Origin of the sequence: Tardiphaga robiniae (genome assembly GCF_013359755.1) — a bacterium.
Taxonomy (GTDB): domain Bacteria; phylum Pseudomonadota; class Alphaproteobacteria; order Rhizobiales; family Xanthobacteraceae; genus Tardiphaga; species Tardiphaga robiniae.
The window spans coordinates 343572-369755 of the sequence record NZ_JABMCJ010000085.1 but is presented as its reverse complement, the minus strand read 5'-3'; the positions used below and the strand labels follow the sequence as shown (position 1 = coordinate 369755).

The window sequence follows — 26184 nt, the reverse complement described above, 5'->3', positions numbered from 1 at the left end:
TCGGTTGCTTGCACTTTGCCTCGACGAACGCTCCGATCGCGAATTAAAGTCCCAAGGCGATGGGAAGGGAGCCTCAAGCGACTAGGCCGAACGCGTTTCGATTTGGTCGTCCGTCACACTGTCCAGGGATCTTTCCATCTCAAGGTCGGCCGTGTCCTTGCCAGTGGCAGTGCTGGCGCAGATCCGTCCTGCCCGAAGACAGACGTCACCCGTGAACCGCGTGACGCCGCATCTCCGGCGTCCACCGCATCCCACCCCGCGAACGTGACGATCGCGATCGCCCCTCTCGGTGGGGCAGGACAATGGGGAATATAAACCTGATGGGGATGGTGTCAACGGAAGATAGGAAAAAATGTTCGAAGGCTATCTTGCCGCCCCACACTGTCATTCCCCGGCAAACCAATTGGTTTGCCTGAGGGCGCGAGGAGACGCCGAAGGCGGCGTATCGCGAACCTCAGCCACTCCAATTGGAGTGGCGGGGAATCCCAGCATGTTCAGCGCAAAACACTCCGGGATTCCGGGTTCGCGCGCGGCTAGCGCCGCCCACGCCCCCGAATGACGAGGAGGACGCGCAATACCGCGCGCACTACTTCGCCGCCTGCTTGCCGTCGACGAAGCTGACTTCCACACCCTTCTTCACGGATGCACCGAGGCGCTCCACGTCCCAGTTGGTGAGACGCACGCAGCCATGGGAATCGCTCTTGCTGACGCGGGACGGATCCGACGTGCCGTGGATGCCATAACTCTTCTCCGACAGGCCGATCCACATGGCACCGACGGGATTGTTGGGGCCGCCATTGATGGTGAAGGGCTTCGACGATTCCACGCCCTTGAACTTGTATTTCGGATCGTAACGATAGACCGGGTTGGCGTGAACCGACGTCACTTTCAGTGCACCCGATGGCGTCGGCTTCTCATCGCTGCCGACGCTGGCAGGATAGAAGGCGAGCAACGCGCCATCCTTGGCGAAGGCCTTCACGGTCTGGCGGACCTTGTCGACCTCAAGGCGGCTGACCTTGTCGGGCTTGCGATCCGACAGCTTGACGATGGTGATCGTATCGCCGGCCTTGTCGAACTTCGCTTTGAGATTGAGCGTCTCGAGCAGATCCTGGCTCATATGGAAGCGTTCGCCGAGGGCTTCGCGAGCGCTGGTGTAGTCAAGTTTCTTCAGCGCCTTCATCTCCTCCATTTTGACTGGGAGCTTATCGAGATATGGACCCTTCACGTCTTTCTCGGTCAGCACGTAATCGGTCATGACCGGGTCCGATGATCCCGCCTGCAGCTTCGCCCAGATCTCCGGCGTCAGCGCCTTGCCGGACGGCAGGCTGTTGGCTTCCGCAAAAGCCAGCAGTGCCTTCTCCACATTGTCGCCGAACATCCCGTCGATCTCGCCCGGCGAGAAATGCGCGCGGTCGAGCAGCACCTGTAGCTTCACCGCCAGCGGGCTGAGCTTCTCGTCGGGCGGCAGCTTGCCGGTGAAATTGGCGGCGTTGATCGTCTCGGCATTGAAAGCCCTGGACGGCTTGTCGGAATCCTTGGCGAGGGCTGCGCCCTGCGCCAGCAGCGACAGTCCGACCGCGACGATGAGGCTGCGCATAGCGTCTCTTTCCGGCTGAGTGATGGATGATGCGCACCGGCGCATCTCTCCAAGACAAAGCCAAGAACCGCCTCTGGTTCCATCCTGACGCGATGCACGCCGTGATCGCGCCCTACCGCCCCTTCTCCTTCCGCCACGCCGCGAAATCCACCAGCGTCTGCTCATCCGTCGCGGGGTAAAGCCCGAAGATGCCCTTGCCCTTCTGGACCTGTTCGGTGACGAAATCCTCGAAGGCGGTCATCTCGAAGGCCTCGTTGGCGATCTCGTCGGCAAGATGCGCGGGGATGACGATGACGCCGTCGCTGTCGCCGAGGATCACGTCGCCGGGAAACACCGGCGCATCGCCGCAGCCGATCGGGCCGTTGATCTCGATGGCCTGATGTAGCGTCAGATTGGTCGGTGCGCTCGGGCGATGGTGATAGGCGGGGAAGCCGAGCTTGGCGATCTCGGCGGAATCACGAAAGCCGCCATCGGTGATGACACCGGCAACGCCGCGCTGGGCCAGCCGGTTGATCAGGATGGCGCCGGCGGAGGCCGCACGCGCATCCTTGCGGCTGTCCATCACGAGCACCGCGCCGGGCGGGCAATCCTCGACCGCCTTGCGCTGGGGATGCGAGCGGTCCCTGAACACATCGAGCTTGTTGAGATCCTCGCGCGCCGGCATGTAGCGCAGCGTGAAGGCCTCGCCCACCAGTGTCGGCTGGTTCGGTCCGAGCGGATGGACATCCTGGATGCACTGATTGCGGAAGCCGCGCTTGTAGAGCGCGGTGGCCACCGTGGCGGTGGAGATGGTCTTGAGTTTGGCGCGGGTCGCGTCGCTGAGCTTGGTCATGGGATCACTCACTCAATAAATCACGGGTTCTTTGACCGGCGCGCCGAAGTCGGTACGCAGGAAGTCGAAGTCGCAGCCTTCATTGGCCTGCTGGATATGTTTGGTGAACATCCAGCCATAGCCGCGTTCGTAATTGCGCTCCGGGGCTTTCCACGCCGCGCGACGCTTCTCCATCTCCGCATCGGAGATGTCGAGATTGATCGTCCGCGCATCGACGTCGAGTGTGATCATGTCGCCATTCTCGACAAGCGCCAGCGGGCCGCCGATGAAAGATTCCGGCGCCACATGCAGGATGCAGGCGCCATAGCTGGTGCCGCTCATGCGCGCATCGCTGAGGCGCACCATGTCGCGGACGCCCTGCTTCACCAGCTTCTTCGGGATCGGCAGCATGCCCCATTCCGGCATGCCCGGCCCGCCCTGCGGACCCGCATTGCGCAGGATCAGCACATGATCGGCCGTGACATCGAGGCTCTCGTCGTCGATCGCCTTCTTCATGCTGGGATAGTCGTCGAACACCAGTGCCGGACCGGTATGCTTGAGAAAGCGCGGCTCGCAGGCTGACGGTTTGATGACGCAGCCATCGGGCGCGAGGTTGCCCTTCAGCACCGCGAGCGCGCCCTCGGCGTAGATGGGATCTTTGACGGTTCGGATGACGTCGTCGTTATAGACTTCGGCGCCGGCGATGTTCTCACCCAGCGTCTTGCCGGTGACGGTCATCACGTCGAGATGCAGATGGTCCTTGATGCGGCTCATCAGTCCCGGCAGGCCGCCGGCATAGAAGAAATCCTCCATCAGATATTTGTCGCCGGACGGGCGCACATTGGCGATCACGGGCACCTTGCGGCTGGCGATCTCGAAATCGTCGAGGCCGATATCCTGACCGGCGCGGCGCGCCTGCGCGATCAGATGGATGATCGCATTGGTCGAGCAGCCCATGGCCATCGCCACAGTGATGGCGTTCTCGAAGGCCTTGCGCGTCTGGATCTTTTGCGGAGTCAGATCTTCCCACACCATCTCGACGATGCGGCGGCCACATTCGCTGGCCATGCGGATGTGACCTGCATCGGCAGCGGGGATCGACGAGGCACCGGGGAGCGTCATGCCAATGGACTCGGCAATCGCCGTCATGGTCGATGCCGTGCCCATGGTCATGCAGGTGCCGTAGCTGCGGGCGATGCCGCCCTCAACCTCGACCCATTCCTTGTCGGAGATCTTGCCGGCGCGGCGCTCGTCCCAGTATTTCCAGGCGTCCGAGCCGGAGCCGAGCGTCTTGCCCTTCCAGTTACCGCGCAGCATCGGACCGGCCGGCAGATAGATCGCGGGATAACCCGCGCTGGTGGCGCCGAGCAGAAGGCCCGGCGTGGTCTTGTCGCAGCCGCCCATCAGCACCACGCCATCGACGGGATGGCCGCGCAGCAATTCCTCGGCATCCATCGCCAGCATGTTGCGATAGAGCATCGTCGTCGGCTTCAGGAAGCTCTCCGACAGCGACAGCGCCGGCAGCTCCATGGGGAAACCGCCAGCCATCAGGATGCCGCGTTTGACGTCATCGACGCGGGTCTTGAAATGCATGTGGCACGGCTGCGCTTCCGACCAGGTGTTGAGGATGGCGATGACAGGGCGCCCCTTCCACTCAACCGGTGCATAGCCCTGCTGCATCGCGCGCGAGCGATGGCCGAAGGCACGCAGGTCGTCCGGCGCGAACCAGCGTGCGCTGCGGAGTTGATCGGGGGTCTTCTTGTGGCCCGGCATAATTCCATCCCTGTTTCTTTTGCTTTGGCACGACTTACTTTTGCACGATGCGAACCAGTCAAGCCGGTCGAGTGTGCCGGATTCGACTGTAGCGGTTCAAGACCGCCTGGCCAATGTCCGGTCCGACACCTGTGCGTCTGCCAGCCGATGCGCTTCCAGTGCTTCGGCATAGAGAGTGAGACCTTCGGCCACCTTCTGACGCTGGGCCGGAGCCAATTGCTGCAAGGCATTGGTGACCTGCCGCTGCCCATAGGCCTCGATCGCCTCGCGGGTACGCCGTCCCTTGGCCGTGAGCAGCAGCCGCTTGACGCGGCCGTCGCCGGCACTAGCGGCTTCCTTCAATTCGCCTGCGTCGATCAGCTTGCGGATCATCCGGCTGACGCTGGATTTCTCCAGGCCGAGAAACGCGGATAATTCGACTGCGGTCATCGCCTCGCGCGCGCCGATCTCCAGCAGCGTATGCACCGCCGATGGCGGATAGTCGGTCGCTGCAACCGTTGCCTGCATGAAACCGAGTTCGCGCACCATCAGACGCGACGCGGCGCGGATGTGATCGATCAAATCGGCGTCAATATCGGACAATCGCAGGCTCCTTGACGATAGTTGCATGATACAACTATATTGCTGGCGACGAATAACGCCCGTGTTAGCACGATCCGTGCAAGGAATGATCATGACAACCAGCGCTGCCCTGTTCCGCCCCCGCGACCGCATGGCCGGACGCATCTGCCTCGTGACCGGCGGCGGCACCGGCATCGGGCGGGCGGCCGCGTTGCTGATGGCGCAGGAAGGCGCAGCTGCAGTGGTGATCGCAGGCCGCCGCGAGTCCGAGGGACAGGCCGCTGCGGAAGACTGCGGCCGGTTTGGGGCCGAGACACTGTTCGTCCGCACCGATGTGACCGAGGAGGCCGAGGTCGCCAGTCTGGTGCAGGCCGTGATATCCCGTTTCGGGCGGCTCGACGTGGCCTTCAACAATGCAGGCTATCAGGAACGGCGCGCGCCGGTCGAGCAGCAGACAGAGGCGGTCTATGACACCGTGTTCGATGCCAATGTCCGCTCGGTGTTTCTTGGCCTGAAGCATCAGATCCAGGCCATGGAACTGAATGGCGGCGGCCGCATCGTCATCAACGCGTCGGTGAGCGGCATCCGCAATCCCAATCCAGGCCTTGCGCTATATTCTGCATCGAAAGCGGCGGTGATCTCACTGATGCGTTCGGCAGCGATGGAATGCGGGCCGCGCGGCATCCGCATCAACGCGGTGGCGCCGGGCCGCGTCGTCACCGACATGATGCTGGCCTCGGGGATCGCCGACATGTCGGCCGTCGCAGCCGGCCTGCCGATCCGGCGTATGGGCCAGCCGCATGAAGTCGCCGAAGCCGTGGTGTGGCTCGCGTCCGACGATGCCGGCTACATCGTCGGCCATGTGCTATCAGCAGATGGCGGCTTCAGCGCGACCTGACGACAGTCACGCATCATTGCGTTGCAACAGACGAGCGGGACTGCAGAGCAGCACCGTGTGACTTGCAACGGCCAGGCCCTTGGCAACGTCCCTGCCATCGTCAAAGATCACAAGCCGATTGCCAAAGCCACCGCGACAGGTCAGCCTGAGGCGATGGAGATGGATCTGCGCGTCGCGCTCTGCCACCGCGCAACATCGGCATAAGTCATGACGATCCGGAGTATCTGACCGACCAACGACATCACCCACACACATAATCCGGCAACGACCGGGCGGACGAAACGGATGCCTGCATCAATGACAGGCACCGCAAAGGGAAAACACAGGGAGGAAGTCAAGATGAGCATTTCTCGTCGTGGAATTCTGTTGGGCGGCGCCGGCGCACTCGGCGCAGCAAGTTTTCCACTCGCACGTCCCGCCATTGCGCAATCGTCCGAACCGATCAAGATCGGCTGGCTCGCCGCCATGACCGGACCGAGTTCGGCGCCGACCGTCGGCTTCAACCGCGGTGTCACATTTGCCACGGAAGCCATCAATGCCGCCGGCGGCGTCAAGGGCCGCAAGATCGAGATCATCACCCGAGATACGCAGGGCGATCCGACCAAGGCCGTCAACGCCACGCAGGAACTGATCAGCCAGGCCAAGGTCCATGCGATCTGGGGGCCGGTGAATTCAGGCGAGGCGCTGGCCACGACGCCATTGATGGCGCGCGCCAAGATGCCGGACCTGCATCCCTGCGTCGTCGATACGCTGATCGACCCCGCGAAATTCCCCGCCGCATTTCGCATCGCGCCGTCCAACGGCCAATGGGACGACGCCGTCCGCAACTACTGCCTCAAGGTGCTGAAAGTCAGCAAGATCGCCGTGATCGGCGACACCACGGGCTACGGCGTCACCGCGGTGAAAGCCTCGGTCGAGGCCTTCAAGAAAGACGGCGCCGACGTCGTCTACAGCGCCAATATCGACGCGACGCAGCCCGACATGACGCCGGATATGCTGCGCGCCAAGAATGCCGCTGCGCAGGTCATCGTGGTGTGGAGCGTTTCCACCGGCATGGAAGCGCGCATGTTCAACACCCGCGCATCGATGAACTGGGACGTTGCCTTTGTCGGTCATCCGTCGCTGGCCTCCGGCGAACTCGCCAGCCTGATCGAGAAGCCGGCCAACTGGGAGAAGGTCTACGCCATCGGCTACAAGAGCTGCAGCTATGATTCAGCCGGCAAACTGCCGCCGAAGAGTCAGGATCTCGTCGATCGCCTGAACAAGGCCAAGGTGCCGCTCAACGACACACTGCTGTGGTGGATCGCGGGCGGTATCGACGCCGTCGAACTGATCGCCAGGGCTGTCGAAGCCAGCGGATCGACCGACAGCGAGGGCATCGTCAAATACTGGAACTCGCTGACCAAATATCCCGGCTATTTCGGCAATTACTCGTTCTCGCCCACCCAGCATAACGGCTATCCGACCGACGAGATCGTCATGTCGGAAGCGCGTTCCGCCAAGAACGGCACCTTCGCCCTCGCCCCCGGCTACTCGTAAGCCGGCGCGAGGACGACACACATGCTCGGCTCGATCATAGCTTCAGGCCTCGCGGCGGGCGCAATCTATGCGCTCGTCGGCATCACCTACAACACGATGTTCTCGACCTCGCGGGTGATGAGCTTCACCGCCGGACAGCTGGCCATGCTCGGCGGGGTGTTCGGCTCGCTGTTCATGCTCAAGATGGGGATGCCGACCCTGGTCGGCTTCGCCCTCACTTTAATCGCCTGCGCGATCATCGGCGTCATTACCGAATTCGTCGCGGTGCGGCCGGTGCTCAAAAGCCTCGAACAGCATCTCTATGTGCTGTCGACGCTGGCGCTGGCACTGATGATCCAGCAGGTCACCGCGATCAAATGGGGCACCGAGCCGCAGCCCTTCCCGCGCATCGTCGGTCTCGGCACCGGCGTGTGGGACGAAAAATTCTGGCTGCCGGTGGTGGCCTGCGGCCTCACCATCTTGGGCCTCGAATATCTCTATCGCCGCACGCTGGTCGGCCATGCCTTCATGGCGATCGCGGAGGATAATTTTGCGGCGCGTGCGCTCGGCCTGCCCGAGCGTAACCTGCGCGTGGCGAGCTATGCCCTCGCCGGCGTGATCGGCGGCGTCGCTGGCTTTGCCGGCGGCGAGCTGATGCTGGCCTTCTTCGCCAACGGCGCGCTGTTGAATTTCTACGGCTTCGTGCCCGTTGCGCTCGGCGGCCTCGGCAACAATCGCGGCGCGCTGATCGGCGGGCTCGCGCTCGGCCTGTTCCAGCAAGCCGCGAACTTCCTGGTCGGCGGCATCTTCTCGTCGGTCGCGGTGTTCGCGATCTTCATCATCGTATTGCTGGCAGCGCCGCAAGGGCTGTTCGGCTCCGCAACGGCGCGGAGGGTGTGATGACGGCGATCACCGATATTCCGACATCGCGCGAGACGACGACGAAACATTCCGTGCTGCCGGCGCTGCTGCCGTTCCTCGGCGTGTTCGCGCTGGCGATGATCCTGCCCTTCGTCAGCAACGATTACTGGGCGCTGATCGGCACCCGCGCGGCGATCTACTGGGTGCTGGTGGCCGGGCTCAATCTGGTGGTCGGCTTCGCCGGCCATCTCGCCATCGGCTATGTGGCGCTGCTGACGCTGGGCGCCTACACCACCAGCGTGCTCGCGGCCGGCAACGTGTTGCCGCCCGTCCCAATCTATGGCGCGCTGATGATCGCAAGCTGCGTCGGAGCCGTGTTCGGCGTCATTGTCGGCCTGCCGGCGATGCGGCTGCGCACCTTCTATTTCGCCATGACCACGCTCGGCTTCGCCACCATCGTGACGCAGATCGCACTGGCCTGGCAGAGCGTCACCGGCGGCGGCATCGGCATCGTCGGCCCGGAATTCTCCGCGCCGTTCAACACGCCGTGGGGATTCTATTATCTGTGCATCGGCTTCGCGGCGGTCGCGACCTGGCTCAGCGCCAATATCGCCTATAGCCGGTTTGGCCGCGCGCTGATCGCAATCCGCGATGCGGATGTGGCGGCGGAAGCCACCGGCATTTCCAAGCCGAAGCTGCTGGTGTCGATCTTCCTGCTCGCCGGTGCGATGGCGGCCTTTGCCGGCGGGCTGTTCGCCAGCCTGCAGACCTATATCACCCCGGATGCCTTCACCTTCGATCTCTCGGTCTTGTTCTTCATCGCCATTCTGATCGGCGGCCGCGGCTCGATCTTGGGCCCTATGCTCGGCACGATCATCCTCACCATCCTGCCGGAAATCGCCGCGCCTCTGGCTGCGTGGTCGACCTTTCTCTATGCGGTGCTGCTGCTGCTGATCGTGCTGGTCATGCCCGGCGGCATCGCCGCGCTCTTGGATTTCAAGAACCGCCGGCCGCTTGCCAGCAACCGCGCCATCGTGCCGCGCATCGCCGGGCTGTCGGACGTCCTGCGCAAGACGGCTACCACCAAGACTCTTACGTTGCGTGATGTCGTCCTGACTTTCGGCAATGTGCGGGCCATCGATGGCCTCGATCTCGATGTGAAGCCCGGCCAGATCCACGGCCTGATCGGGCCCAACGGATCCGGCAAGACCACCACGCTGAACGTGATCTCCGGCTACTACGCCGCCAAGGGCGGCACCATCACGCTCGGCGACGACGCGCTGCCGCCCGGCATGCCGGAACTGCGCGCCGGCAAAGGCATCGCCCGCACCTTCCAGACGCCGCGGGTGATCGGCGAGGCCTCGGTGCTCGAGAATGTGATGGTCGGCGGCACCATCGAGGGCGAGGCGACATTTGCCGAGGCGCTACTGTCGCTGCCGCGGCACCACCGCGACGAACGCAAGCTCGCCGCACAGGCGCGCGCCATGCTCGGCGTCGTCGGGCTGGAGGCGCTGGCCGATGTCCGCGCCGATCGCCTGCAGCACAGCGAGTTGCGCTTCATCGAGATCGCCCGCGCCTTGATGCTGCAGCCGGACTTCCTGCTGCTGGACGAACCTGCCGCCGGTCTTTCCAGCGACGAGATCACAAGGCTCGGCGCGCTGATCAAGGCGATCAGCCGCCGCGGCACCGGCGTACTCTTGGTGGAACATCACGCCGACCTGATCTTCGACATCTGCGATCAGGTCACGGTGCTGAACCTCGGCAAGATTCTCGCCGCCGGCACCCCCGCCGAAATCCGCGTTCACAAGGAGGTCGTCAGTGCTTACCTCGGAGGCTGAACCGCTGCTCAGGGTCACCGCGCTGGAATCCGGCTATGGCAAGATCCGCGTGCTTCATGGCATCGACCTGCATATCTCCGCCGGCGAGGTGGTCACACTGCTTGGCCCTAACGGCGCCGGCAAGTCGACGCTGCTGCGCGCGATCTCCGGCCTGCTGCCGGTCAATGCGGCGAGCGTTCGCTTCGATACCCGCGATATCAGCAACGGCACGCCGCGCGAAGCCGCGCGTGCCGGCCTCGTGCATGTGATCGAGGGCCACCGCGTGTTCACGCAGCAGACCGTCACCGAAAATCTGCTGCTCGCGGCCTACGACCTGCCGCGCGGCGAGCGCAACGCGCGCGTCGATGAGGCGCTGTCGTTCTTTCCGGAAATCGCGGAGAAGCGCCACGAGCGCGGAGCTTCGCTCTCGGGCGGGCAGCAGCAGATGCTGGTTGTGGCCCAAGGTCTCGTGCGGCGCCCGCGGCTGCTGATGCTGGATGAACCTTCTGCCGGTCTGTCGCCAGTGCTGGTCGATCGCGTGCTGACGGTGATCGCGCAATTGCAGAAACAAGGCACCGCCGTACTGCTGGTGGAGCAACTTGTCGAGAAAGCGCTCGGCGCTGCCAACCGCGTCTACGCGCTGTCGCAGGGGCGCATCGTGCTGGAAGCCGCGACGTCGGAAGCCAACCTGCCGCAGCGGCTGGAGCGGGCCTATTTCGGGCATGAGGAAGCGGCGGCGGTGTAGGACAGCGCTGCTCCACACACTCGTCATTCCGGGGGCGCGAGCGCATCTTCGCGCACGCGAACCCGGAATCTCGAAGTAGTAGAGTGATGAACACTTCGAGATTCCGGGTTCGCTCGCGAAGAGCAAGCGCCCCGGAATGACAGTGTGAGGCTGCGCTTGCGCTCGCGATGTTCAACTATCGATAATCGCTACCGCCCTTGTCCACCCCGCCGATGCCTTCTCGATTTTCACCGGGAAGCACGACACCATGAAGCCGGTGGACGGCAGTTGTTCGAGATTGTGCAGCTTCTCGAGATGGCAATAACCGATATGCCGGCCGGCCTTGTGGCCTTCCCAGATCAGGCTGGCATCTTTCGTCTCGGCATATTTCTTCGCGGTGTAGACGAAGGGCGCGTCCCAGCTCCAGCCATCGATGCCGGTGAGGCGCACACCGCGCTCCAGCAGATACATGGTGGCCTCATAGCCCATGCCGCAGCCGGAGATGACATAGTCCTGCTGGCCGTATTTGACGCCGGCAGACGTATTGACGACGACGATCTCCAGCGGGCTCAACGTATGGCCGATGCGCTTGAGCTCGTCCTCGACGTCCTTGGCCGTCGCGACATAGCCGTCCGGAAAATGCCGGAAGTCGAGCTTCACGCCGGGCTGCAAACACCAGTCCAGCGGCACTTCGTCAATGGTCCATGACCGCTCGCCGCGATTCATGGTGGGATGGAAATGATAGGGCGCATCGAGATGCGTGCCGTTATGGGTCGAGAGCTGCACCAGCTCCACCGCCCAGCCCTGCCCGTCCGGCAGATCCTCGGCCTTCAGCCCGTCGAAAAATTGCAGCATCCGCGGCAGGCCCTGCTGATGATCGACATAATTGATGGTGGGATGATTACCCGGTGGATCCGCGGGAACGTCGTTCTGCAGGGGAACGGAGATGTCGATGAGGCGACGGGACATGCTGGTTTCCTCGATTTTCGTTTTTTGTTTGATCCTATCGGTCGTCATTGCGAGGAGCCCTTGCGACGAAGCAATCCAGTCTGCGCTTGTTGCTTCTGGATTGCCGCGTCGCTTCGCTCCTCGCAATGACGTGGAGAGGCAGGTGCGTTACATATCCTGCCGCACCACCTTGTTCTTCAATATCCCAATCTTTTCGACCTCGAGTTCGATGTCGTCATTGTGTTCGAGATACCAGCCGAGTTCGAGACCGCAGCCGTTGCCGACGGTGCCGGAGCCGATGAATTCGCCGGGCATTAGCGTCTCGTCCTGCGTCACATGGGCGATGATCTCCTCGAAGGAGAACAGCATGCCCTCGCTGGTCGATGACGAGCGCACCTTGCCGTTGACGCGGCATTCCATCTTGAGCTTGTAGGGATCGCCGATTTCGTCGGGGGTGACGATCCACGGGCCCAGCACATTGCCGCCATCGAAACTCTTGCCCTTGGCCGGGCCGAGGCGGCCTTCCATCTCCAGCCGCTGCGCATCGCGTGCCGAGAAATCGTTGAAGATGGTGTAGCCGAAGATGTGATCCTTCGCCTTGGCCGCGGAAATATTGGCGCCCTTGTTCTTGGTGACGATGCCGAATTCGAGTTCGTAGTCCATCACCTTGCTGTAGCGCGGCCACTTCACCGTCGTATTCGTACCGCGTACGCTGAAGCGGTTGGTGATGTAGTAGATCGGCTGGCGGCGATACACTTCGGGCAATTCGCCGAGTGGCTCGGCTTCGAGCCGTGCCAGTTCTTCCATGTCACCCTTCGCACGGGCGGCCAGTTTCAACTGGCCACGCGGCGACTGCCGGATATGCAGCGGAAACGACATGCCGTCGCGCATCTGCCGCGGCTCGGGCAATGGTGCAAGAATGTCCGTGCCCGCGACGGCGACCGAGAGCGACGCGTCGCTGCCGTGCTTCTCAAACAAGGCTCGCGCCGCATCGAGCGCGCCTTCACCTGCATCGATCAACGCCAGCATCGAGTCGAAGACCGGATTGCCGCCGCCGCGGGCCGCGGCGCTGGCGAGATCGAACAGCCTGCCGTCATTGGCGTGAACGATACCGACCCTGGCTTGGCCATCCTGCTGGCCGCCGGCACGAAATGTCGCGAGCTTCACTGGCGTCTCCCACTTGCTTTTGTTCTTCGATAAAATATATGATCAAAAAAAATATCGATAAACAAGAGGCGATCGAAAAGATTGCTTCAGGATCGAAAAATGCTCGGTGAGGGAGACGACGATGACCAGGTGGATGGTGGCAGCCCTATTGGCCACGCTCGCTGTGACGGGCACCGCGCATGCCCAGACCAAGCTCCAGATCGGTTGCACTGCAACAACGGACTGCGCCTCGGCGATGGTCGCGGTGGATGAAGGCATCTTCAAGAAGCACGGGCTCGATGCCGAGATGATCCCCATCGGCATCAACTCCAATATCCCGGCGGCCATTCTGTCCGGCTCGATCCAGATCGGCGGTCCAACCTCCACCGTCTTCCTGCAGGCTGCCGACGGCGGCCTCGATCTCGTCGCGGTCGCCGGCGCAACGGTGATGAGCCCGACCTCGAACGCCAATATCACCGCCTTCGTGCGTAACGGCATCACGATCAAGGAGCCGAAGGATTTCATCGGCAAGAAGGTCGGCGCACCGGGCCTCGGTGCGTTTCTTCACGTGCTGTTCGTCAAATGGCTGGTCGACAAGGGTGTAGATCCCAGGAAGGTCAATTTCGTCGAAGTGACCTTCCCGACCATGCCGGACATCATCAAGTCCGGCGGTGTCGATGCCGTGCTGACCGCCGAGCCGACGGTATCGCGCATGCTGGCGGCTGGTAGCGGCAGCATCGGCGCACGCTACGCGTCGGAACTCGAGCGCACGGAGCCGATCATCTTCTATGCGGCCTCGCGCGAATGGGCCGAGAAGAATCCCGACACCGTCAGGAAATTTCGCGCTGCCATCGCCGAAGGTGCGGCGATCGTGAACAGCGACAAAGACAAGACCTCAGCCGCGATTGCCAAATTCACAAAACAGACCATCGAACTGGTGAAGGCATCGCCGCCGAACAAGTCGGAGCCGGTGCTGAAGCCCGAGCAACTGGCATGGTGGATCGACGTCATGTCCTCGCAGAAAATGCTGGAGACCAAACTCGATCTCAACAAACTGATTCTGAAATAGGTCAAACTGAATGGCGGGCCAGCCCCTTAGCAGTACAATCGATGTATCCGGCTCGGATACGCTGAGCGAGCGTGCAGCGACATTGCTCCAACATGACATCATTGCCGGCAATCTCGCGCCAGGCACGCGGCTTGGCATCGTCGATCTCGTGCAACGTTACGAGATCGGCGCCACGCCGATGCGCGAAGGACTGTCGCGCCTGATCTCACGCGGCCTGATTATCGGCATCGGCCAGCGCGGTTTTCGCGTCGCCGACATCAGCCGGGAGGATCTGGCCGACATCACACGGATGCGCAGCGTGGTGGAGATGGAGGCGCTGCGGCTAGCCATCGAACATGGCGACGATGCCTGGGAGGCTGGCATCCTCGGCGCACTTCACCAGATGCGCAGGCATATCGACCGGACCGGCGATGAATTCCGCGAAGGCGCGCCGGATTTCGACAAGCTCCATAAGGGATTTCACACCGCATTGCTGGCGGCCTGCAATTCGAAGCGCCTGCTCTCGGCGCATTCGGAACTTTACGATCAGGCCTATCGCTACCGCAGGGTGATGATGCGCGGCTTCGACAGCGGCAGCCGCTTTGTCGCAGCCCATCAGCTTCTGGCCGATCGCGTGCTTGCGCGCGAAACCGGTCCTGCACAGGCGATGCTGACGTCGCATCTGCACTCGACGCTCGCTTTCGTCTATCCGCCCGGACAAGGAGATTGAGCGCGATGACATCCATTGCCCTTCGCAAGGACATGCCGTCCGCTCACCCCGAAAAGTCGCAGATCGCGTTTTCCCATGTCACGCTGGATCTCGGCGGCAAGACGATTATCGAAAACGTCAGCCTCGACGTGAAGCCCGGCGAGTTCCTCTGCATCATCGGTGCCTCCGGCTGCGGCAAGACCACGGCGCTGCGCCTCGCCGCCGGCCTGTACAAACCGACATCCGGACATGTCAGCTTCGACGGCGAGCCCATGCGTGCGCCACGGCGCGATGTCGCCATCGTGTTTCAGGATTACGGCAAGGCACTGCTGCCATGGCGCACCGCCGCCGGAAATGTCGCGCTGGCGCTGGAAACCATCGGCATGCCCAAGGCCCAGCGCCCGGCCCGCATCGACGAGTTGCTGAAGAAAGTCGGGCTGCCCCATCACGCCGCGAAATATCCTGCCGAGATGTCCGGCGGCATGCAGCAACGGTTGCAGATCGCACGATGTCTGGCGCAGGAACCGAAAGCGCTGCTGATGGACGAGCCGTTCGGCGCGCTTGATGCCATGACGCGGCAGGGCCTGCAGGACGAGGTGCTGTCGCTGCTCGATGCCAGCAAGGCCACAGTGATCTTCGTCACCCACGATCTCGAAGAGGCCATTTATCTCGGCGACCGCGTGGTGGGCCTGCTGCCGCATCCCGGCCGCATCGGCATCGATCTTCCGATCAACCTGCCGCGCCCGCGCGATCAGTTGACCACGCGCGAGAACCCGGAATTCCTGCGGCTGCGCCGCGAATTGTTCGACTTCATCAAGGCATCGGAAGCATGAGATCCGAGCGCCTGAAAGCGGCGATCCTTCCGATGAGCCTGCTCATCGTGCTGGAAATCTGGGCACGCTCTGTCGATATCCACAGCGATGCATTGGCACCGCCGAGCGCCGTGGTGCTGGCGCTGTTTCAGGCGTTCGGCGACGGCTCCATCCTGGCGGCGACGCGTGACACATTGGCTTCGGCCTTTGCCGGCCTCGTGGTCGGCGGCGCCATCGGATTGTTCCTCGGAATTGCACTCGGTATCTTCCAGCCGCTGGATCGGCTGATGGAAGTCACCATCGAATCCCTGCGGCCGATCCCCTCCATCGCGCTGCTACCGATCGCCCTGATCGCGCTCGGCTTCGGCTATCGCATGGAAATCGTCATCGTCGCCTTTGCCTGTGTGTGGCCGATCCTGATCCTCAGCCGCGCTGCGGTGCGCAGCATCGAGCCGCGACTGATCGAAGTCTCCCGCGCGCTGCGGCTGTCGCCAGGTGACCGCGTCCGCAAGATCATCATTCCCGCGGCACTGCCGCGCATCTTTCTCGCCTTCCGCCTCGCCGCCGGCATCGCGCTGATCGTCGCGGTGACCGTGGAAATCGCGATCAATCCCATCGGGCTCGGCGCCGGAATCATGATTGCGCAGCAAGCATTGCGCCCGGACCTGATGCTCGCTTATCTGCTCTGGATCGGCCTGATCGGCTATGCGCTCAATGCCGGATTGCTGGCAGCGCAGCAGCATCTGTTTGGCCCCGCAGCGCTGGCGGGAGAGGTTCGATGAACTGGGCACTCACCCTCTGGCGCGTTGCCAGCTTCGCCGTGGCTGCAGGCCTGATCGCGCTGTGGCAGTTGATCGCCAATCTGAAACTGGTCTCGCCGGTGTTCCTGCCGGGCCCCGATCGCGCCTGGGCCGCGCTGATGCGCGGCTTCAGCAATGGCACGTTGCTGGACAAGACGATCGGCACCCTCGAACACATGTTCTATGGCTGGCTGGTCGCATCCGTCGTCGGCATCGCACTCGGCGCCATGATCGGCTCGTCCAAGGCGATGCGCAGCTATGTCGCTCCATCGCTGGAATTCCTGCGGCCACTACCCGTATCTGCGATCATTCCCGTCGCCATCGCTCTGTTCGGACTGACCCAGGGCATGGCACTGTTCGTCATCGCTTTCGGCGCGATCTGGCCGATGCTGCTTGCGACCGTTCACGGCTTCGGCGCAGTAGAGCCGCGTCTCTATGAGGTCGCGCGCTCGCTGCATATGTCGCGCCTCGCGGTGATCTTCAAGATAGCTCTGCCATCTGCCAGTCCCGATATCATCTCCGGCATGCGGCTCAGCCTGACCGTGTCGCTGATCCTGGCAGTGGTCTGCGAAATCCTCGCGGGGCTCGACGGCCTCGGCCACTGGGTGCTGCTCTCGGCGCGCGCGTTTCGTTCGGCGGATCTGTTCGCCGGCGTCATCCTGCTCGGCATGATCGGCTATGTGACCGCGCTGGCGATGTCGATGGTCGAACAGCGACTGCTACGGTGGCGAACGAGCGGGCATTGAGAAACATACTCGTCGTTCCGGGGCGCTCGCTCTTGCGAGCGAACCCGGAACGACGAGTGTGAGGTTGCGCGTGAGGCTATTTCGCAAACACCTTCGAGATCGCCGTCTGCGCGTCGCTTTGAATCTGCTTGAGGTGATCCTCGCTGCGGAAACTCTCCGCATAGATCTTGTAAACATCCTCGGTGCCGGACGGCCGCGCCGCGAACCAGCCATTGGCGGTCGAGACCTTGATGCCACCGAAGGACTGGTCATTGCCGGCCGCCTTGCTCTCGGTCTTGGTCACCGCATCGCCGGCGAGCTCGATCATGCCGATCTGCTCCGGCGTAACTTTCTTCAGCACGTTCTTCTGCTCGGGCGTGGCCGCGGCGTCGATACGCTCGTAATAGGGCGTGCCGAATTCGGCGGTCAGCGTCTCGAAACGCTGGCTCGGATTCTGCTTGGTCACCGCCGTGATCTCGGCGGCGAGCAGGCCCAAAATAAGTCCGTCCTTGTCGGTGGTCCAGACCGTGCCGTCCTTGCGCAGGAACGACGCACCGGCGCTCTCCTCGCCGCCGAAGCCAAACGAACCATCGACGAGACCATTGACGAACCATTTGAAGCCGACCGGCGTCTCGACCAGTTTGCGGCCGAGCTTGTTCACCACGCGGTCGATGATGGCGCTGGAGACGATGGTCTTGCCCACCGCCGCATCCTTGCGCCAGTTCGGACGGTGCGCGAACAGATAGTCGATGGACGCCGCGAGATAATGGTTCGGATTCATCAAGCCGCCGGTGCGGGTGACGATGCCGTGGCGGTCGGCATCGGTGTCGTTGGCGAAAGCGACATCGAACCGGTCGCGCATGCCGATGAGCTTGGCCATCGCATAGGGCGACGAACAGTCCATGCGGATCTTGCCGTCCCAGTCCAGCGTCATGAAGCGAAAGGTCGGATCGATCGCGGTATTCACGATGGTCGCATCGAGCTTGTAGCGCTCGATGATCGGCTGCCAGTAATGTACGCCCGCGCCGCCGAGCGGATCGATACCGATCTTGACGCCTGATGCGCGGATCGCCTCCATGTCGACGACATCGGCGAGGTCGGTCACATAGGGCGTGATGAAATCGTAGCGCTTCACGAATTCGGATTTGCGGGCGCGCGCGATCGGGATGCGCCTGACGCCAGCCATGTCGTTCTCAAGGAAGCCGTTGGCAGCTTTCTCCATGATGCCGGTGATGTCGGTATCGGCCGGGCCACCGTTCGGCGGATTATATTTGAAGCCGCCGTCTTCCGGCGGGTTGTGCGACGGCGTGACCACGACGCCATCGGCCAGACCGGACGAGCGACCCTTATTGTAGGTGAGGATAGCGTGGGAGATCACCGGCGTCGGCGTATAACCGTCGTCCTGGTCGATCCGCACATGCACGCCATTGGCGGCGAAGACTTCCAGCGCGCTGACCAGCGCCGGTTCAGCCAGCGCATGGGTGTCGATGCCGATGAACAGCGGTCCGTCGATGCCGGCACCCTTGCGGTAATCGCAGATCGCCTGGCTGACCGCGAGGATGTGGTTCTCGTTGAAGGAATTGTGGAGCGCGGAGCCGCGATGGCCGGAGGTGCCGAAAGCGACGCGCTGGGCGGGGATGGACGGATCCGGCTTGCCGGCGAAATAGGCCGTCACCAGCCGAGGCACGTTGACCAGCAGGGATGGATCGATGGTTTTGCCGGCCAGCGGACTCACATGAGCAGCCATTTGTTCTCCTTCGCACACCAAGAGCCCAGACGCGGCGCAACCGTCGCGGGGGTCAGGACTCATGGCATGTTTTGGAGGACAAATCAGCCGGTTATGAGGGGCACCGGCGTGCCGCCGAAGGGCTCAGGACTGCCCGAAGGTCCGGCGCGAGACCCAGGCCAGCGGCAGGGCGAAGCAGACGAACATCGTGACCACGGCGGCGGCGACCAGCATACTGTCGAAAGGCATATCTCTTCTCCTTGAGTGACAGAGAAGAGTGTGAGCGCGACAGGACGCGCTCACCTTGAGCTACATCAAAATGCAGCGCCGCGTTACGCCGCGGCGAGCTGATCCAGCCGGTCGGTGGACAGCAGCCGCACGCCATCGGGCACCACCAGCACGGTCTTTTCCTTGGTGAGCTTGGTCAGCGTGCGGCTGACGGTTTCAATGGTCAGGCCGAGATAGTCGGCGATATCCTGACGGCTCATGGGCAGCGGCACATTGACCGACATCGCGCCGATGCGGCCATAGCGCGCCTGCAGGTTCAGCAGGAAGGCGGCGACCTTCTCGTCGGCGGTGCGGCGGCCGAGCAGCAGCATCTGGTCCTGCGCGAGGCTGAGTTCATGGCCGGCAAATTCATGCAGGCGGCGCAGCAGATGCGGCTTGCCGTCGACATAGCTGAGAAACTGGGCGCGGGAGAAACGGCAGACGCGCACCGGTGTCACGGCCTCGGCGGCGACGCCGTAGCGGTCCATCAGCGCAAGTCCGAGGAAGTCACCGGGCAGCGCGAAGCCGACGATCTGACGGCGGCCATCGGGCAGCGACTTGTAGAGCCGGACGATGCCTTCGGTCACGTTGAACACGCTGCCGGCCAACGCGCCCTGATCGAACAGCATGGCCTTGGCCGGGAAATTCTTGACCTGGCTGAGGCGATCGAGCTCGTCGAGTTCCGCCGGTTCCAATGCGCCGCAGACGCTGAACAGGCGCACCTTGCAATCGTCGCAGCCGTTGGTGCTGCGGCCGTGCTTGCAGTCGCGCTCTCCGGCACAGGTCTCGGCCGCTGGTTCCGCGAAGGTCATGGCACTGTCCATCTTCGGTTTGGTCATATGTGGCAGGTCTTGAAAATCACTCTACACCATTTGACATGGATCAATCGTGGACGCTTTGACCCATATCAATGCCGAACCAGCCCGTCCCCGCCAATTTTGCAGGCCATGCGGGAATCCGGCGATGAATGAGGAATATCAGGCGCAACCAATGACTTGGGCGGACGCTCGCGCGGCCTATCCGCTCGTCTATCTGCACGATGCCAGCGTTACGCTGGATGCATGGCTGGATTTCGTGCGCCGGCGAACCGATGCCGATGGCGGCGACAACGGGCTGATCGTGATCCGCGACCGGCGCGATATCGTCCATGCGCTGTTTGCCTACCGGGTCGACCTCGACCTGCGCGGCACCAAACAACTCTGTATCGCGCAGCTGATCGTGGCCCAGATTCCCGGCTCGCAGATCGACCATGCGGTGGTCGCCTCGACCAGCCAGGTCGCGGCGTCGCTGGGTTGCCCGAGCATCGTGATCGAGCAACCGTTTCAGCTGATGCCGGGCGTCACGTCGCGGACGTCGACCGCAGCGTAACGCGAAAGCGGCCCGCGACGCCGGGGGCGCGACAACACTCACATCGCGTAAATCACAAGACGAAGTCACCTGCCTTCAAGACGGCGGTGTTCACCTGAACCGCGAAGTCGGCCGCACCATCGCCATCGACATCGCCTTGAAGAAGATGATCGGCGAAGCGCAATTCGCCGGCGATATGCGTGAAAGCGGCGCTTCCGACGAAGGCGAACGCTTGATCGCCGGCGGCCTTGCTGTTGGCATCGATTGCCGACAGATCGATCCAATCGGCCGTGTCCGCGACGATCGACGAAAAGTCGGTGATCTGATCGGCAGCTCCGGGCAGACTGTCCTGCACAGCTTTGAATACAAAACTGTCCGCGCCAGCTCCGCCGGTCAAGATGTCGGCGCCGAGCCCGCCTGTGAGCGTATCGTTGCCGGTGCCGCCATCAAGACTATCGTTTCCGCCGCCGCCATCGATCAGATCGTTCCCGCCGCCACCGGAAATGCGATTGTCGGCCGCGTCACCGGTCAGCAGGTCCATCGTCCCGCTCCCGATCAGATTTTCGATCGAACTGAGTTTGTCGCCCTCAGCATCTCCCCATTGAATGACACCTGTCGCGAGATTGATATTCACCTGGGCAATGGACGTGCTGTAATCCGCCGTATCGTTGCCGGCGCCGCCAGCAAGTATATCGGCACCCGCGCCGCCGGCGAGGATATCGTCACCCGCATTGCCCCAAAGCTGATCGTTACCGGCACCGCCGTGCAGAATGTCATTGCCGGCGCTGCCGGTCAGCGCATCGTTGCCTTCGCCGCCATCCAGCACGTCATTGCCGTCGCGACCGTCCAGAACATCCTTGCCGCTGCCGCCTGATAACGTGTTGGCGGCACCGTCGCCGATCAACGTGTCGTCGAATCGACTGCCAATGACGATCTCGATCGAACTGAAACTGTCACCGGCGGCATCGCCACCGCTGCCCGTACCGAGTGTCAGATCGACATGAATACCGGCAGACGATGTCTCGTAGCGCACCGTATCGATACCGGACGCGCCGGCAAAAGCATCGGCGCCCTTGCCGCCGACGAAAATGTCATTGCCGTCACCGCCCCACATGCGGTCGTCGCCATCGCCGCCGAACAGAAAATCATTGCCCGCATCGCCGTAGAGAAAGTCGTTGCCGCCATCGCCATGCAGAACGTCGTTTCCAGCTGCACCATGTATTGTGTCGCGACCATCGCCGCCGTGAATGATATCGTTATCCGCGGTACCGGGGAGCACGTCATCGCCCGGCGTACCATTGGTGATCGTGTTGAACGACATGATGCGGCCGTGGATGTCGTCTGCAGCCGGTCCCTGCTCAAACGAGGTCCAGGTCGCGAGAATACGCCCATCGGACAATGTCAGGAGATGCGGTCCGGTTTCCGCCAGGCCACCTGTCGAATTAACGAGAAAATCGTTGCCGATCGGAAAAGCGCCCGGAATCAGCAGGCGACCATAGAGATCACTGGCGCCGGTGACGGGATCGGTGGCGTGCCAGATGATGACCGCGCGGCCATCCGGCAGTGCGGCGATCGACGGGGAATCCTGACCGCCGTCAAAATTCGCATTGACGATATTATCGGACACAACCACGGATCCGTCCGGGTTCAGCAGGCGCGCATGAATGTTGCTGTCACCATCCGGTTCCTGCGCGGTCCAGGCCACGAGAATGCGTCCATCCGCGAGAACCGCGGCGGACGCGTCGCTCTGATTGAACTGGGCTCCCGCCAGGATGCGAAAGTCTGGCGCGCTCGCGCTGCCATCGGGGTTCACGAACTGGGCGGAGACGTTGTAGCGCCCCTCGTCCGGATCGTACGACCTCCATGTGACGAACGCCCGCCCGTCGGGCAGCGCCGTCACCTTTGGATCATATTGCGTACCCCAGGTGGTCGTATTCACGGTGAAGTCGTCGATGGCGACGGTTCCGTCGTCGTGGAGGATCCTCCCGCGGATATCGCCAAGATATTTCGGATCCCCGCCGTCTGCGGACACATAGGTCAGCAAGATCTGGCCGTCGGCGAGCGTCGTAACGGAGGGCATCTGCGGCGAAATCGCAGTTGATGAATTGACCACCATATCTGCAACGGGATGCCCCTCCGCATCGATGAGGGTGCCGCGAACTTCAGTGACATTGTCGGCGGCGATATAGGATTGCCACGCGACAAAGGCGCGGCCGTCGGAAAGCGCCGTGACCGAAGGCGCTCCCGGATCCCCGCTCCGATCAATCGTGATCTGAAAATCGGGTCCTTGAGGCGTACCGTCCGCCGACAAATAGTGGCCCTGAATTGTATGCGGCTGATGACCGCCGACATCCGTCGCCGTCCACGTCACAAGAATACGTCCGTCGGACAACAGCGTTTGGGTTGCGCCCGCCTGATCATTGGCCGTGGTGGAATTGATGGGAAATTCAGGTCCGACAAACGCCATGATGCAGCCCCCAACTCATTTCGCCGGAGCGTGAATCTTTAATCGGACGAATCTGGGGCTGATATTTGTCGAGCGCGCGTTGTTCGTCCTCGCATTGAATCAATTGCATCCCATCGCATGCGTTCGGCGCGGCCGCCTCGTCCCAATGCAACGCGCACGCTTGCGATCACGTCGATCGCCCGCTCCGTCTCATCGCACATCGCGATATCCTGTTTCCCACACGCAAGCTCGCTCACGCGCGGCGCTGATGGCCGCACACGCATCGTCACATCCTTGTTGCAGTGGCCGCGGGTGTCTGCCTCGGAATCTTTGCATTCCGCAAAGTGCAGGACGCCGTCCTTCCGACGATTGCGACGTCATTCGGCTCGGGTCGATTTAAAATCGACAAATTCGATTGCAATCGCCAATAATATTCGTTTGTCAAAATTCATGGCAGTCCTACGCTCGAAGGAACCCGAGGAGCGATGCCGCCCCTCGATGATGCAGGAGCCGACCATGAAAACGATCATCCACCCCGACGTATCGGTCGCTCTCGCGCTGTTCGCCTTTGCTGCGGCGATCATCGCACGCCTGACAGTTACCAAGCGTTCCCGGCACAGCGCCGATCAGATCGCGGCGATCGTTGCGACATCGGGATATCCGTCCGGCACCTAGCCGCGCCTCCACATCACGTCCGCCTTGCCGGACGTTTCGGCGCCCTCGCCTGCCCTGCAGGCGCGGGCTTTTTGTTGGCCACGTCATGCGCGAGGCGATGCATGAGCGCGACCGCTTCGGCGATGATCTCATCGTCGCGATCGCCGGGATAGACGACATAGGCTGGCATCGAGAATTCCGGCGCATCGGCGACGGCATGCAGCCGCCCAGCCTTCAGCTGGGGTGCAACGATGCGGCGCGGGAAATATCCGGAGCCGCCATTCTCCAGCACATGCTGCAGCCCGAGCCAGCCGATATTGGCCGTAAGCGATGGTCCCGCGAAATCCGGAAACAGCGCCATGTGGCGCGCATAGAATTCCGGGCCCCAGTCGATATAGACGTAACCCGGCTGCGGCTCCGGCGCGCTGTGCGTACTGGTCGAGACCAGAATGAGCTGTTCATCGAACAATTGCTCGACCTTGAGACCGGGCCGGCTCTGCGGCGTATACATCACGCCGATATCGATCCTGCCTTCGACGAGGCCCTGCATCAATTCGGCTTCGAGAGCGCTCTCGGCGCGGATCGCGATATCCGGATGTTTCGCGCGCATCAGCGGCAGCCAGTGCAGCAGATGCTCCTCCCACAGCCCAATGCGACCGCCGACGGTCAGCGTACCACTGAAGCCTTTCGCAATGCCGACATCCTGCCGCGCATGTTCCACCGTACGTACCAGCGTGGACGCGTGTTTCTGAAACTGGCGGCCGGCGGGCGTCAGCGTCGCACCGGCCTTGTTGCGGACGAACAGCGTCACGCGCAGCAACTGCTCGAGCGTCTGGATCCGCGCGCTGACCGTGGACTGCGTGACATGGAGTTTGTCCGCCGCAGTTACGAAATTGCCGGCGCTCACAACCGCAAGGAATGTCCTGGCCAATTCGGTGTCCATGCGAACGCTCCCCGGCTACGCGCCCTCGTCGAGCGCGACCATCTCGCGCTTCTTGCGCAGTGCAGGCAACAGCGGGGCGATCAGCAGCACCACTGCCAGCAGCAGACAGGCTGCCGAGATCGGCCGCTCGATGAAGGTCATGAGATTGCCCTGCGACAGGATCAATGACTTCCGCAGATTGTTCTCCAGCAGCGGACCCAGCACGAAGGCCAGCACCAGCGGCGCGGGCTCATAGCCGAACTTGCGCATGAAGTAGCCGATGACGCCGAAGCCGATCATGACATAGACATCGAACACATTGTTGCTGCTGCAATAAACGCCGATGATCGTGAACAGGATGATCAGCGGGAACAGCACATTATAAGGCAGCTTCAGCAGCTTCACCCACATGCCGATTAGCGGCAAGTTCAGCACCAGCAGCATGAGGTTGCCGATATACATGCTGGCAACGATGCCCCAGAACAATCCGGGGTTCTGGGTGATCAGCAGCGGGCCGGGCTGCAGCCCGTGAATGACGAAAGCGCCGAGCAGCAGCGCCATCACCACGTTCGGTGGAATGCCGAGGGTCATCAGCGGAATGAACGCACCGCCCGCTGCCGCGTTGTTCGCCGCTTCAGGTCCGGCAACACCTTCGATCGCGCCATGACCGAAGCGCTCCGGATGTTTCGACAGCCGCTTCTCCAGCGCATAGGACGCAAAGGACGCGACCACGGCACCGCCGCCGGGGAGTATCCCGAGGAAGAAGCCTAAAATCGTGCCACGCCCGATCGGCCCGGCGCTGGCCTTCCAGTCTTCCTTGTTGGGCAGGAGTTGCGTGATCTTGGCATTGATGATGTCGCGCTTGATGACCTGCTCGGTGTTGAGCAGCACCTCGCCGAGCCCGAACAGACCCATCACCACGGGCACGAGACCGATGCCATCGATCAGCTCGATCCGGCCGAAGGTCAGCCGCGGCTGCGCGGTGATGCTGTCGAGGCCGATGAGGCCAAGCACGATGCCGATACAGGCCATCAGCAGCGCCTTGGCCATCGAGCCTTGTGTCAGGAAGGTCAGCACGACCAAGCCGAGCACCATCAGGCTGGCATATTCCGCGGGGCCGAAGGCAATGGCGACCGAGGCGAGCGACGGCGCCACCAGCATCAGCATCACCAGCGCAAAAGTTCCGGCGATGAAGGAGCCGAGCGCGGAGATGCCGAGCGCCGGACCGGCACGGCCCTGCTTCGCCATCTGGTGGCCGTCGATACAGGTGACGACGGAGGCGGCCTCACCGGGAATGTTGACCAGGATCGACGTGGTCGAACCGCCATACATCGAGCCGTAATAGATGCCGGCCATCATGATGATGCCGGACTCCGGCGTGCCGGACAGCGTCACCGGCAGCAGCAGCGACATCGCCGAGATCGGCCCGATGCCCGGCAGTACGCCGACCAGGGTACCGATGAAGACGCCGATGAAGCAGTAGAGAATATTGGCGGGCTGCAGCGCGACACCGAAGCCGTGCATGACATTGACGAGAACATCCATGATCCGTGTTTCCCGTCAGCCGATTTCAAACATGCCCGAAGGCAACTGGATCAGCAGGCCGCGTTTCAGCACCCACCACACACCAACAGGCGCCAGCACCGCGAGTGGGATCGCCAGCGTCCAACGCACGGGATCGATGACGCGCAACAACACCAGCATCAGCGGGATGGTCGAGATCAGGAAGCCCAGTGGCTCGAGCGCGAAAGCATAGGCCGAGAGGATGACGATGATCGCGCCCGGCTTGCCCCAGCTTGCACCTTCCCACCGCGAGCCAAAGGTCGGTCCCCCTTCGGTTACCGAAGCGAGAACGATGGTGAGCGCGAAAGCGCACATCAGCAGGCCAATATAGAACAGCATGAAGCCGGAGCCGGGATCGTTGATGGTGCCGAGCTTCAGCTTGAGGCCGGAGCGAATGACGAACACGCCAAGCGCAATGCCGATCACGCCGGTCCAGAGTTCTGAATTGTTCAGCCGGAATGGCGGGCGGGTTTGGTCAGTCATCGTTTCTGTCCCGGGACATCGACATGAA

Annotated in this window: 25 protein-coding genes; 13 read left to right on the top strand and 12 right to left on the bottom strand. The window is 62.6% G+C overall.

Annotation, left to right across the window (positions count from 1 at the left end; all coding sequences use genetic code 11):
- Positions 1 to 586 precede the first annotated feature (586 nt).
- The 4 genes from HP556_RS17350 to HP556_RS17335 all read right to left on the bottom strand — a co-directional run bounded on the left by HP556_RS17350 (position 587) and on the right by HP556_RS17335 (position 4763).
- Entirely contained in the window at positions 587 to 1597 is a 1011-nt protein-coding gene (locus HP556_RS17350; protein ID WP_175367872.1) for a L,D-transpeptidase family protein, read from the bottom strand.
- Between the two features lie 112 nt (positions 1598 to 1709).
- Complete coding sequence (locus HP556_RS17345) at positions 1710 to 2429, bottom strand: ribonuclease activity regulator RraA (protein WP_089265949.1); 720 nt, start codon at positions 2427 to 2429, stop codon at positions 1710 to 1712.
- 12 nt (positions 2430 to 2441) lie between these two features.
- Positions 2442 to 4181, bottom strand: a complete 1740-nt coding sequence (gene araD / locus HP556_RS17340) for an L-arabinonate dehydratase (protein ID WP_175367871.1) — start codon at positions 4179 to 4181, stop codon at positions 2442 to 2444.
- 96 nt (positions 4182 to 4277) lie between these two features.
- Complete coding sequence (locus HP556_RS17335) at positions 4278 to 4763, bottom strand: MarR family winged helix-turn-helix transcriptional regulator (protein WP_420878674.1); 486 nt, start codon at positions 4761 to 4763, stop codon at positions 4278 to 4280.
- Positions 4764 to 4854: 91 nt separating this feature from the next.
- On the opposite strand from HP556_RS17335, the gene HP556_RS17330 reads away from it, so the two are divergent.
- The 6 genes from HP556_RS17330 (at position 4855) to HP556_RS17305 (ending at position 10581) form a co-directional block, all read left to right on the top strand.
- Complete coding sequence (locus HP556_RS17330; protein ID WP_246297777.1) at positions 4855 to 5640, top strand: SDR family NAD(P)-dependent oxidoreductase; 786 nt, start codon at positions 4855 to 4857, stop codon at positions 5638 to 5640.
- Between the two features lie 57 nt (positions 5641 to 5697).
- Positions 5698 to 5844 carry a hypothetical protein gene (locus HP556_RS17325; protein ID WP_175367869.1) on the top strand — a complete coding sequence of 49 codons (147 nt, stop codon included), beginning with the start codon at positions 5698 to 5700 and terminating at the stop codon, positions 5842 to 5844.
- 135 nt (positions 5845 to 5979) lie between these two features.
- The gene (locus HP556_RS17320) at positions 5980 to 7179 is read left to right on the top strand and encodes an ABC transporter substrate-binding protein (protein ID WP_175367868.1); all 1200 of its coding nucleotides are present in this window, start codon (positions 5980 to 5982) and stop codon (positions 7177 to 7179) included.
- 21 nt (positions 7180 to 7200) lie between these two features.
- Positions 7201 to 8058 (top strand): branched-chain amino acid ABC transporter permease, encoded by an 858-nt coding sequence (locus HP556_RS17315; RefSeq protein WP_175367867.1) that lies wholly within the window; start codon positions 7201 to 7203, stop codon positions 8056 to 8058.
- Entirely contained in the window at positions 8058 to 9857 is a 1800-nt protein-coding gene (locus tag HP556_RS17310) for a branched-chain amino acid ABC transporter ATP-binding protein/permease (protein WP_175367866.1), read from the top strand. The genes HP556_RS17315 and HP556_RS17310 overlap by 1 nt, the downstream gene beginning before the upstream one ends.
- Positions 9838 to 10581 carry an ATP-binding cassette domain-containing protein gene (locus tag HP556_RS17305; protein ID WP_175367865.1) on the top strand — a complete coding sequence of 248 codons (744 nt, stop codon included), beginning with the start codon at positions 9838 to 9840 and terminating at the stop codon, positions 10579 to 10581. The genes HP556_RS17310 and HP556_RS17305 overlap by 20 nt, the downstream gene beginning before the upstream one ends.
- A 171-nt stretch (positions 10582 to 10752) precedes the next feature.
- Here the strand turns inward: HP556_RS17305 and HP556_RS17300 are convergent, their stop codons facing one another.
- Positions 10753 to 11529 (bottom strand): cyclase family protein, encoded by a 777-nt coding sequence (locus HP556_RS17300; RefSeq protein WP_175367864.1) that lies wholly within the window; start codon positions 11527 to 11529, stop codon positions 10753 to 10755.
- A gap of 147 nt (positions 11530 to 11676) precedes the next feature.
- Positions 11677 to 12675 carry a fumarylacetoacetate hydrolase family protein gene (locus HP556_RS17295; protein WP_175367863.1) on the bottom strand — a complete coding sequence of 333 codons (999 nt, stop codon included), beginning with the start codon at positions 12673 to 12675 and terminating at the stop codon, positions 11677 to 11679.
- A gap of 121 nt (positions 12676 to 12796) precedes the next feature.
- On the opposite strand from HP556_RS17295, the gene HP556_RS17290 reads away from it, so the two are divergent.
- From HP556_RS17290 to HP556_RS17270, 5 genes are read left to right on the top strand one after another with little or no spacing between them, the layout of a single operon-like run.
- Positions 12797 to 13723, top strand: a complete 927-nt coding sequence (locus HP556_RS17290) for an ABC transporter substrate-binding protein (protein ID WP_175367862.1) — start codon at positions 12797 to 12799, stop codon at positions 13721 to 13723.
- A 10-nt stretch (positions 13724 to 13733) separates the two neighbouring features.
- The gene (locus HP556_RS17285; protein WP_093757086.1) at positions 13734 to 14432 is read left to right on the top strand and encodes a GntR family transcriptional regulator; all 699 of its coding nucleotides are present in this window, start codon (positions 13734 to 13736) and stop codon (positions 14430 to 14432) included.
- 5 nt (positions 14433 to 14437) lie between these two features.
- The gene (locus HP556_RS17280; RefSeq protein WP_175367861.1) at positions 14438 to 15244 is read left to right on the top strand and encodes an ABC transporter ATP-binding protein; all 807 of its coding nucleotides are present in this window, start codon (positions 14438 to 14440) and stop codon (positions 15242 to 15244) included.
- Positions 15241 to 16005 carry an ABC transporter permease gene (locus tag HP556_RS17275; protein WP_093757088.1) on the top strand — a complete coding sequence of 255 codons (765 nt, stop codon included), beginning with the start codon at positions 15241 to 15243 and terminating at the stop codon, positions 16003 to 16005. The genes HP556_RS17280 and HP556_RS17275 overlap by 4 nt, the downstream gene beginning before the upstream one ends.
- The gene (locus HP556_RS17270) at positions 16002 to 16769 is read left to right on the top strand and encodes an ABC transporter permease (protein WP_175367860.1); all 768 of its coding nucleotides are present in this window, start codon (positions 16002 to 16004) and stop codon (positions 16767 to 16769) included. The genes HP556_RS17275 and HP556_RS17270 overlap by 4 nt, the downstream gene beginning before the upstream one ends.
- Positions 16770 to 16845: 76 nt before the next feature.
- Here HP556_RS17270 and pgm read toward each other — a convergent pair whose 3' ends face one another.
- Positions 16846 to 18495, bottom strand: coding sequence for a phosphoglucomutase (alpha-D-glucose-1,6-bisphosphate-dependent) (pgm, locus tag HP556_RS17265; RefSeq protein ID WP_175367859.1), 1650 nt, complete (start codon positions 18493 to 18495; stop codon positions 16846 to 16848).
- A 311-nt stretch (positions 18496 to 18806) separates the two neighbouring features.
- Positions 18807 to 19553, bottom strand: a complete 747-nt coding sequence (locus tag HP556_RS17260; protein WP_175367858.1) for a Crp/Fnr family transcriptional regulator — start codon at positions 19551 to 19553, stop codon at positions 18807 to 18809.
- Between the two features lie 178 nt (positions 19554 to 19731).
- On the opposite strand from HP556_RS17260, the gene HP556_RS17255 reads away from it, so the two are divergent.
- Positions 19732 to 20109, top strand: coding sequence for a hypothetical protein (locus tag HP556_RS17255; protein WP_141137130.1), 378 nt, complete (start codon positions 19732 to 19734; stop codon positions 20107 to 20109).
- Positions 20110 to 20161: 52 nt separating this feature from the next.
- On the opposite strand, the gene HP556_RS30400 is transcribed toward HP556_RS17255, so the two are convergent.
- Entirely contained in the window at positions 20162 to 22555 is a 2394-nt protein-coding gene (locus tag HP556_RS30400; protein WP_175367857.1) for a calcium-binding protein, read from the bottom strand.
- Between the two features lie 495 nt (positions 22556 to 23050).
- Here HP556_RS30400 and HP556_RS17245 point away from each other — a divergent pair, with 495 nt between their 5' ends.
- A complete protein-coding gene (locus HP556_RS17245; protein ID WP_158596719.1) occupies positions 23051 to 23209 on the top strand; it encodes a hypothetical protein in 159 nt (52 codons plus the stop codon).
- Between the two features lie 13 nt (positions 23210 to 23222).
- Here the strand turns inward: HP556_RS17245 and HP556_RS17240 are convergent, their stop codons facing one another.
- From HP556_RS17240 to HP556_RS17230, 3 genes are read right to left on the bottom strand one after another with little or no spacing between them, the layout of a single operon-like run.
- Positions 23223 to 24131: a LysR family transcriptional regulator gene (locus HP556_RS17240; protein WP_175367856.1), complete on the bottom strand. Its 909-nt coding sequence runs from the start codon at positions 24129 to 24131 to the stop codon at positions 23223 to 23225.
- A 15-nt stretch (positions 24132 to 24146) separates the two neighbouring features.
- Positions 24147 to 25655 (bottom strand): tripartite tricarboxylate transporter permease, encoded by a 1509-nt coding sequence (locus HP556_RS17235; protein ID WP_175367855.1) that lies wholly within the window; start codon positions 25653 to 25655, stop codon positions 24147 to 24149.
- A 15-nt stretch (positions 25656 to 25670) separates the two neighbouring features.
- On the bottom strand, positions 25671 to 26156 hold the full coding sequence (locus tag HP556_RS17230) for a tripartite tricarboxylate transporter TctB family protein (protein ID WP_175367854.1): 486 nt from the start codon (positions 26154 to 26156) through the stop codon (positions 25671 to 25673).
- Positions 26157 to 26184: the final 28 nt, after the last annotated feature.

Bases quoted from the DNA above. Each gene is read 5' to 3' on its own strand.
- HP556_RS17350 (WP_175367872.1), bottom strand. From the start codon at position 1,597: ATGCGCAGCCTCATCGTCGCGGTCGGACTGTCGCTGCTGGCGCAGGGC.
- HP556_RS17345 (WP_089265949.1), bottom strand. From the start codon at position 2,429: ATGACCAAGCTCAGCGACGCGACCCGCGCCAAACTCAAGACCATCTCC.
- araD (WP_175367871.1), bottom strand. From the start codon at position 4,181: ATGCCGGGCCACAAGAAGACCCCCGATCAACTCCGCAGCGCACGCTGG.
- HP556_RS17330 (WP_246297777.1), top strand. From the start codon at position 4,855: ATGACAACCAGCGCTGCCCTGTTCCGCCCCCGCGACCGCATGGCCGGA.
- HP556_RS17320 (WP_175367868.1), top strand. From the start codon at position 5,980: ATGAGCATTTCTCGTCGTGGAATTCTGTTGGGCGGCGCCGGCGCACTC.
- HP556_RS17315 (WP_175367867.1), top strand. From the start codon at position 7,201: ATGCTCGGCTCGATCATAGCTTCAGGCCTCGCGGCGGGCGCAATCTAT.
- HP556_RS17310 (WP_175367866.1), top strand. From the start codon at position 8,058: ATGACGGCGATCACCGATATTCCGACATCGCGCGAGACGACGACGAAA.
- HP556_RS17300 (WP_175367864.1), bottom strand. From the start codon at position 11,529: ATGTCCCGTCGCCTCATCGACATCTCCGTTCCCCTGCAGAACGACGTT.
- HP556_RS17290 (WP_175367862.1), top strand. From the start codon at position 12,797: ATGACCAGGTGGATGGTGGCAGCCCTATTGGCCACGCTCGCTGTGACG.
- HP556_RS17285 (WP_093757086.1), top strand. From the start codon at position 13,734: ATGGCGGGCCAGCCCCTTAGCAGTACAATCGATGTATCCGGCTCGGAT.
- HP556_RS17280 (WP_175367861.1), top strand. From the start codon at position 14,438: ATGACATCCATTGCCCTTCGCAAGGACATGCCGTCCGCTCACCCCGAA.
- HP556_RS17275 (WP_093757088.1), top strand. From the start codon at position 15,241: ATGAGATCCGAGCGCCTGAAAGCGGCGATCCTTCCGATGAGCCTGCTC.
- HP556_RS17270 (WP_175367860.1), top strand. From the start codon at position 16,002: ATGAACTGGGCACTCACCCTCTGGCGCGTTGCCAGCTTCGCCGTGGCT.
- pgm (WP_175367859.1), bottom strand. From the start codon at position 18,495: ATGGCTGCTCATGTGAGTCCGCTGGCCGGCAAAACCATCGATCCATCC.
- HP556_RS17260 (WP_175367858.1), bottom strand. From the start codon at position 19,553: ATGACCTTCGCGGAACCAGCGGCCGAGACCTGTGCCGGAGAGCGCGAC.
- HP556_RS17255 (WP_141137130.1), top strand. From the start codon at position 19,732: ATGACTTGGGCGGACGCTCGCGCGGCCTATCCGCTCGTCTATCTGCAC.
- HP556_RS30400 (WP_175367857.1), bottom strand. From the start codon at position 22,555: ATGGCGTTTGTCGGACCTGAATTTCCCATCAATTCCACCACGGCCAAT.
- HP556_RS17245 (WP_158596719.1), top strand. From the start codon at position 23,051: ATGAAAACGATCATCCACCCCGACGTATCGGTCGCTCTCGCGCTGTTC.
- HP556_RS17240 (WP_175367856.1), bottom strand. From the start codon at position 24,131: ATGGACACCGAATTGGCCAGGACATTCCTTGCGGTTGTGAGCGCCGGC.
- HP556_RS17235 (WP_175367855.1), bottom strand. From the start codon at position 25,655: ATGGATGTTCTCGTCAATGTCATGCACGGCTTCGGTGTCGCGCTGCAG.
- HP556_RS17230 (WP_175367854.1), bottom strand. From the start codon at position 26,156: ATGACTGACCAAACCCGCCCGCCATTCCGGCTGAACAATTCAGAACTC.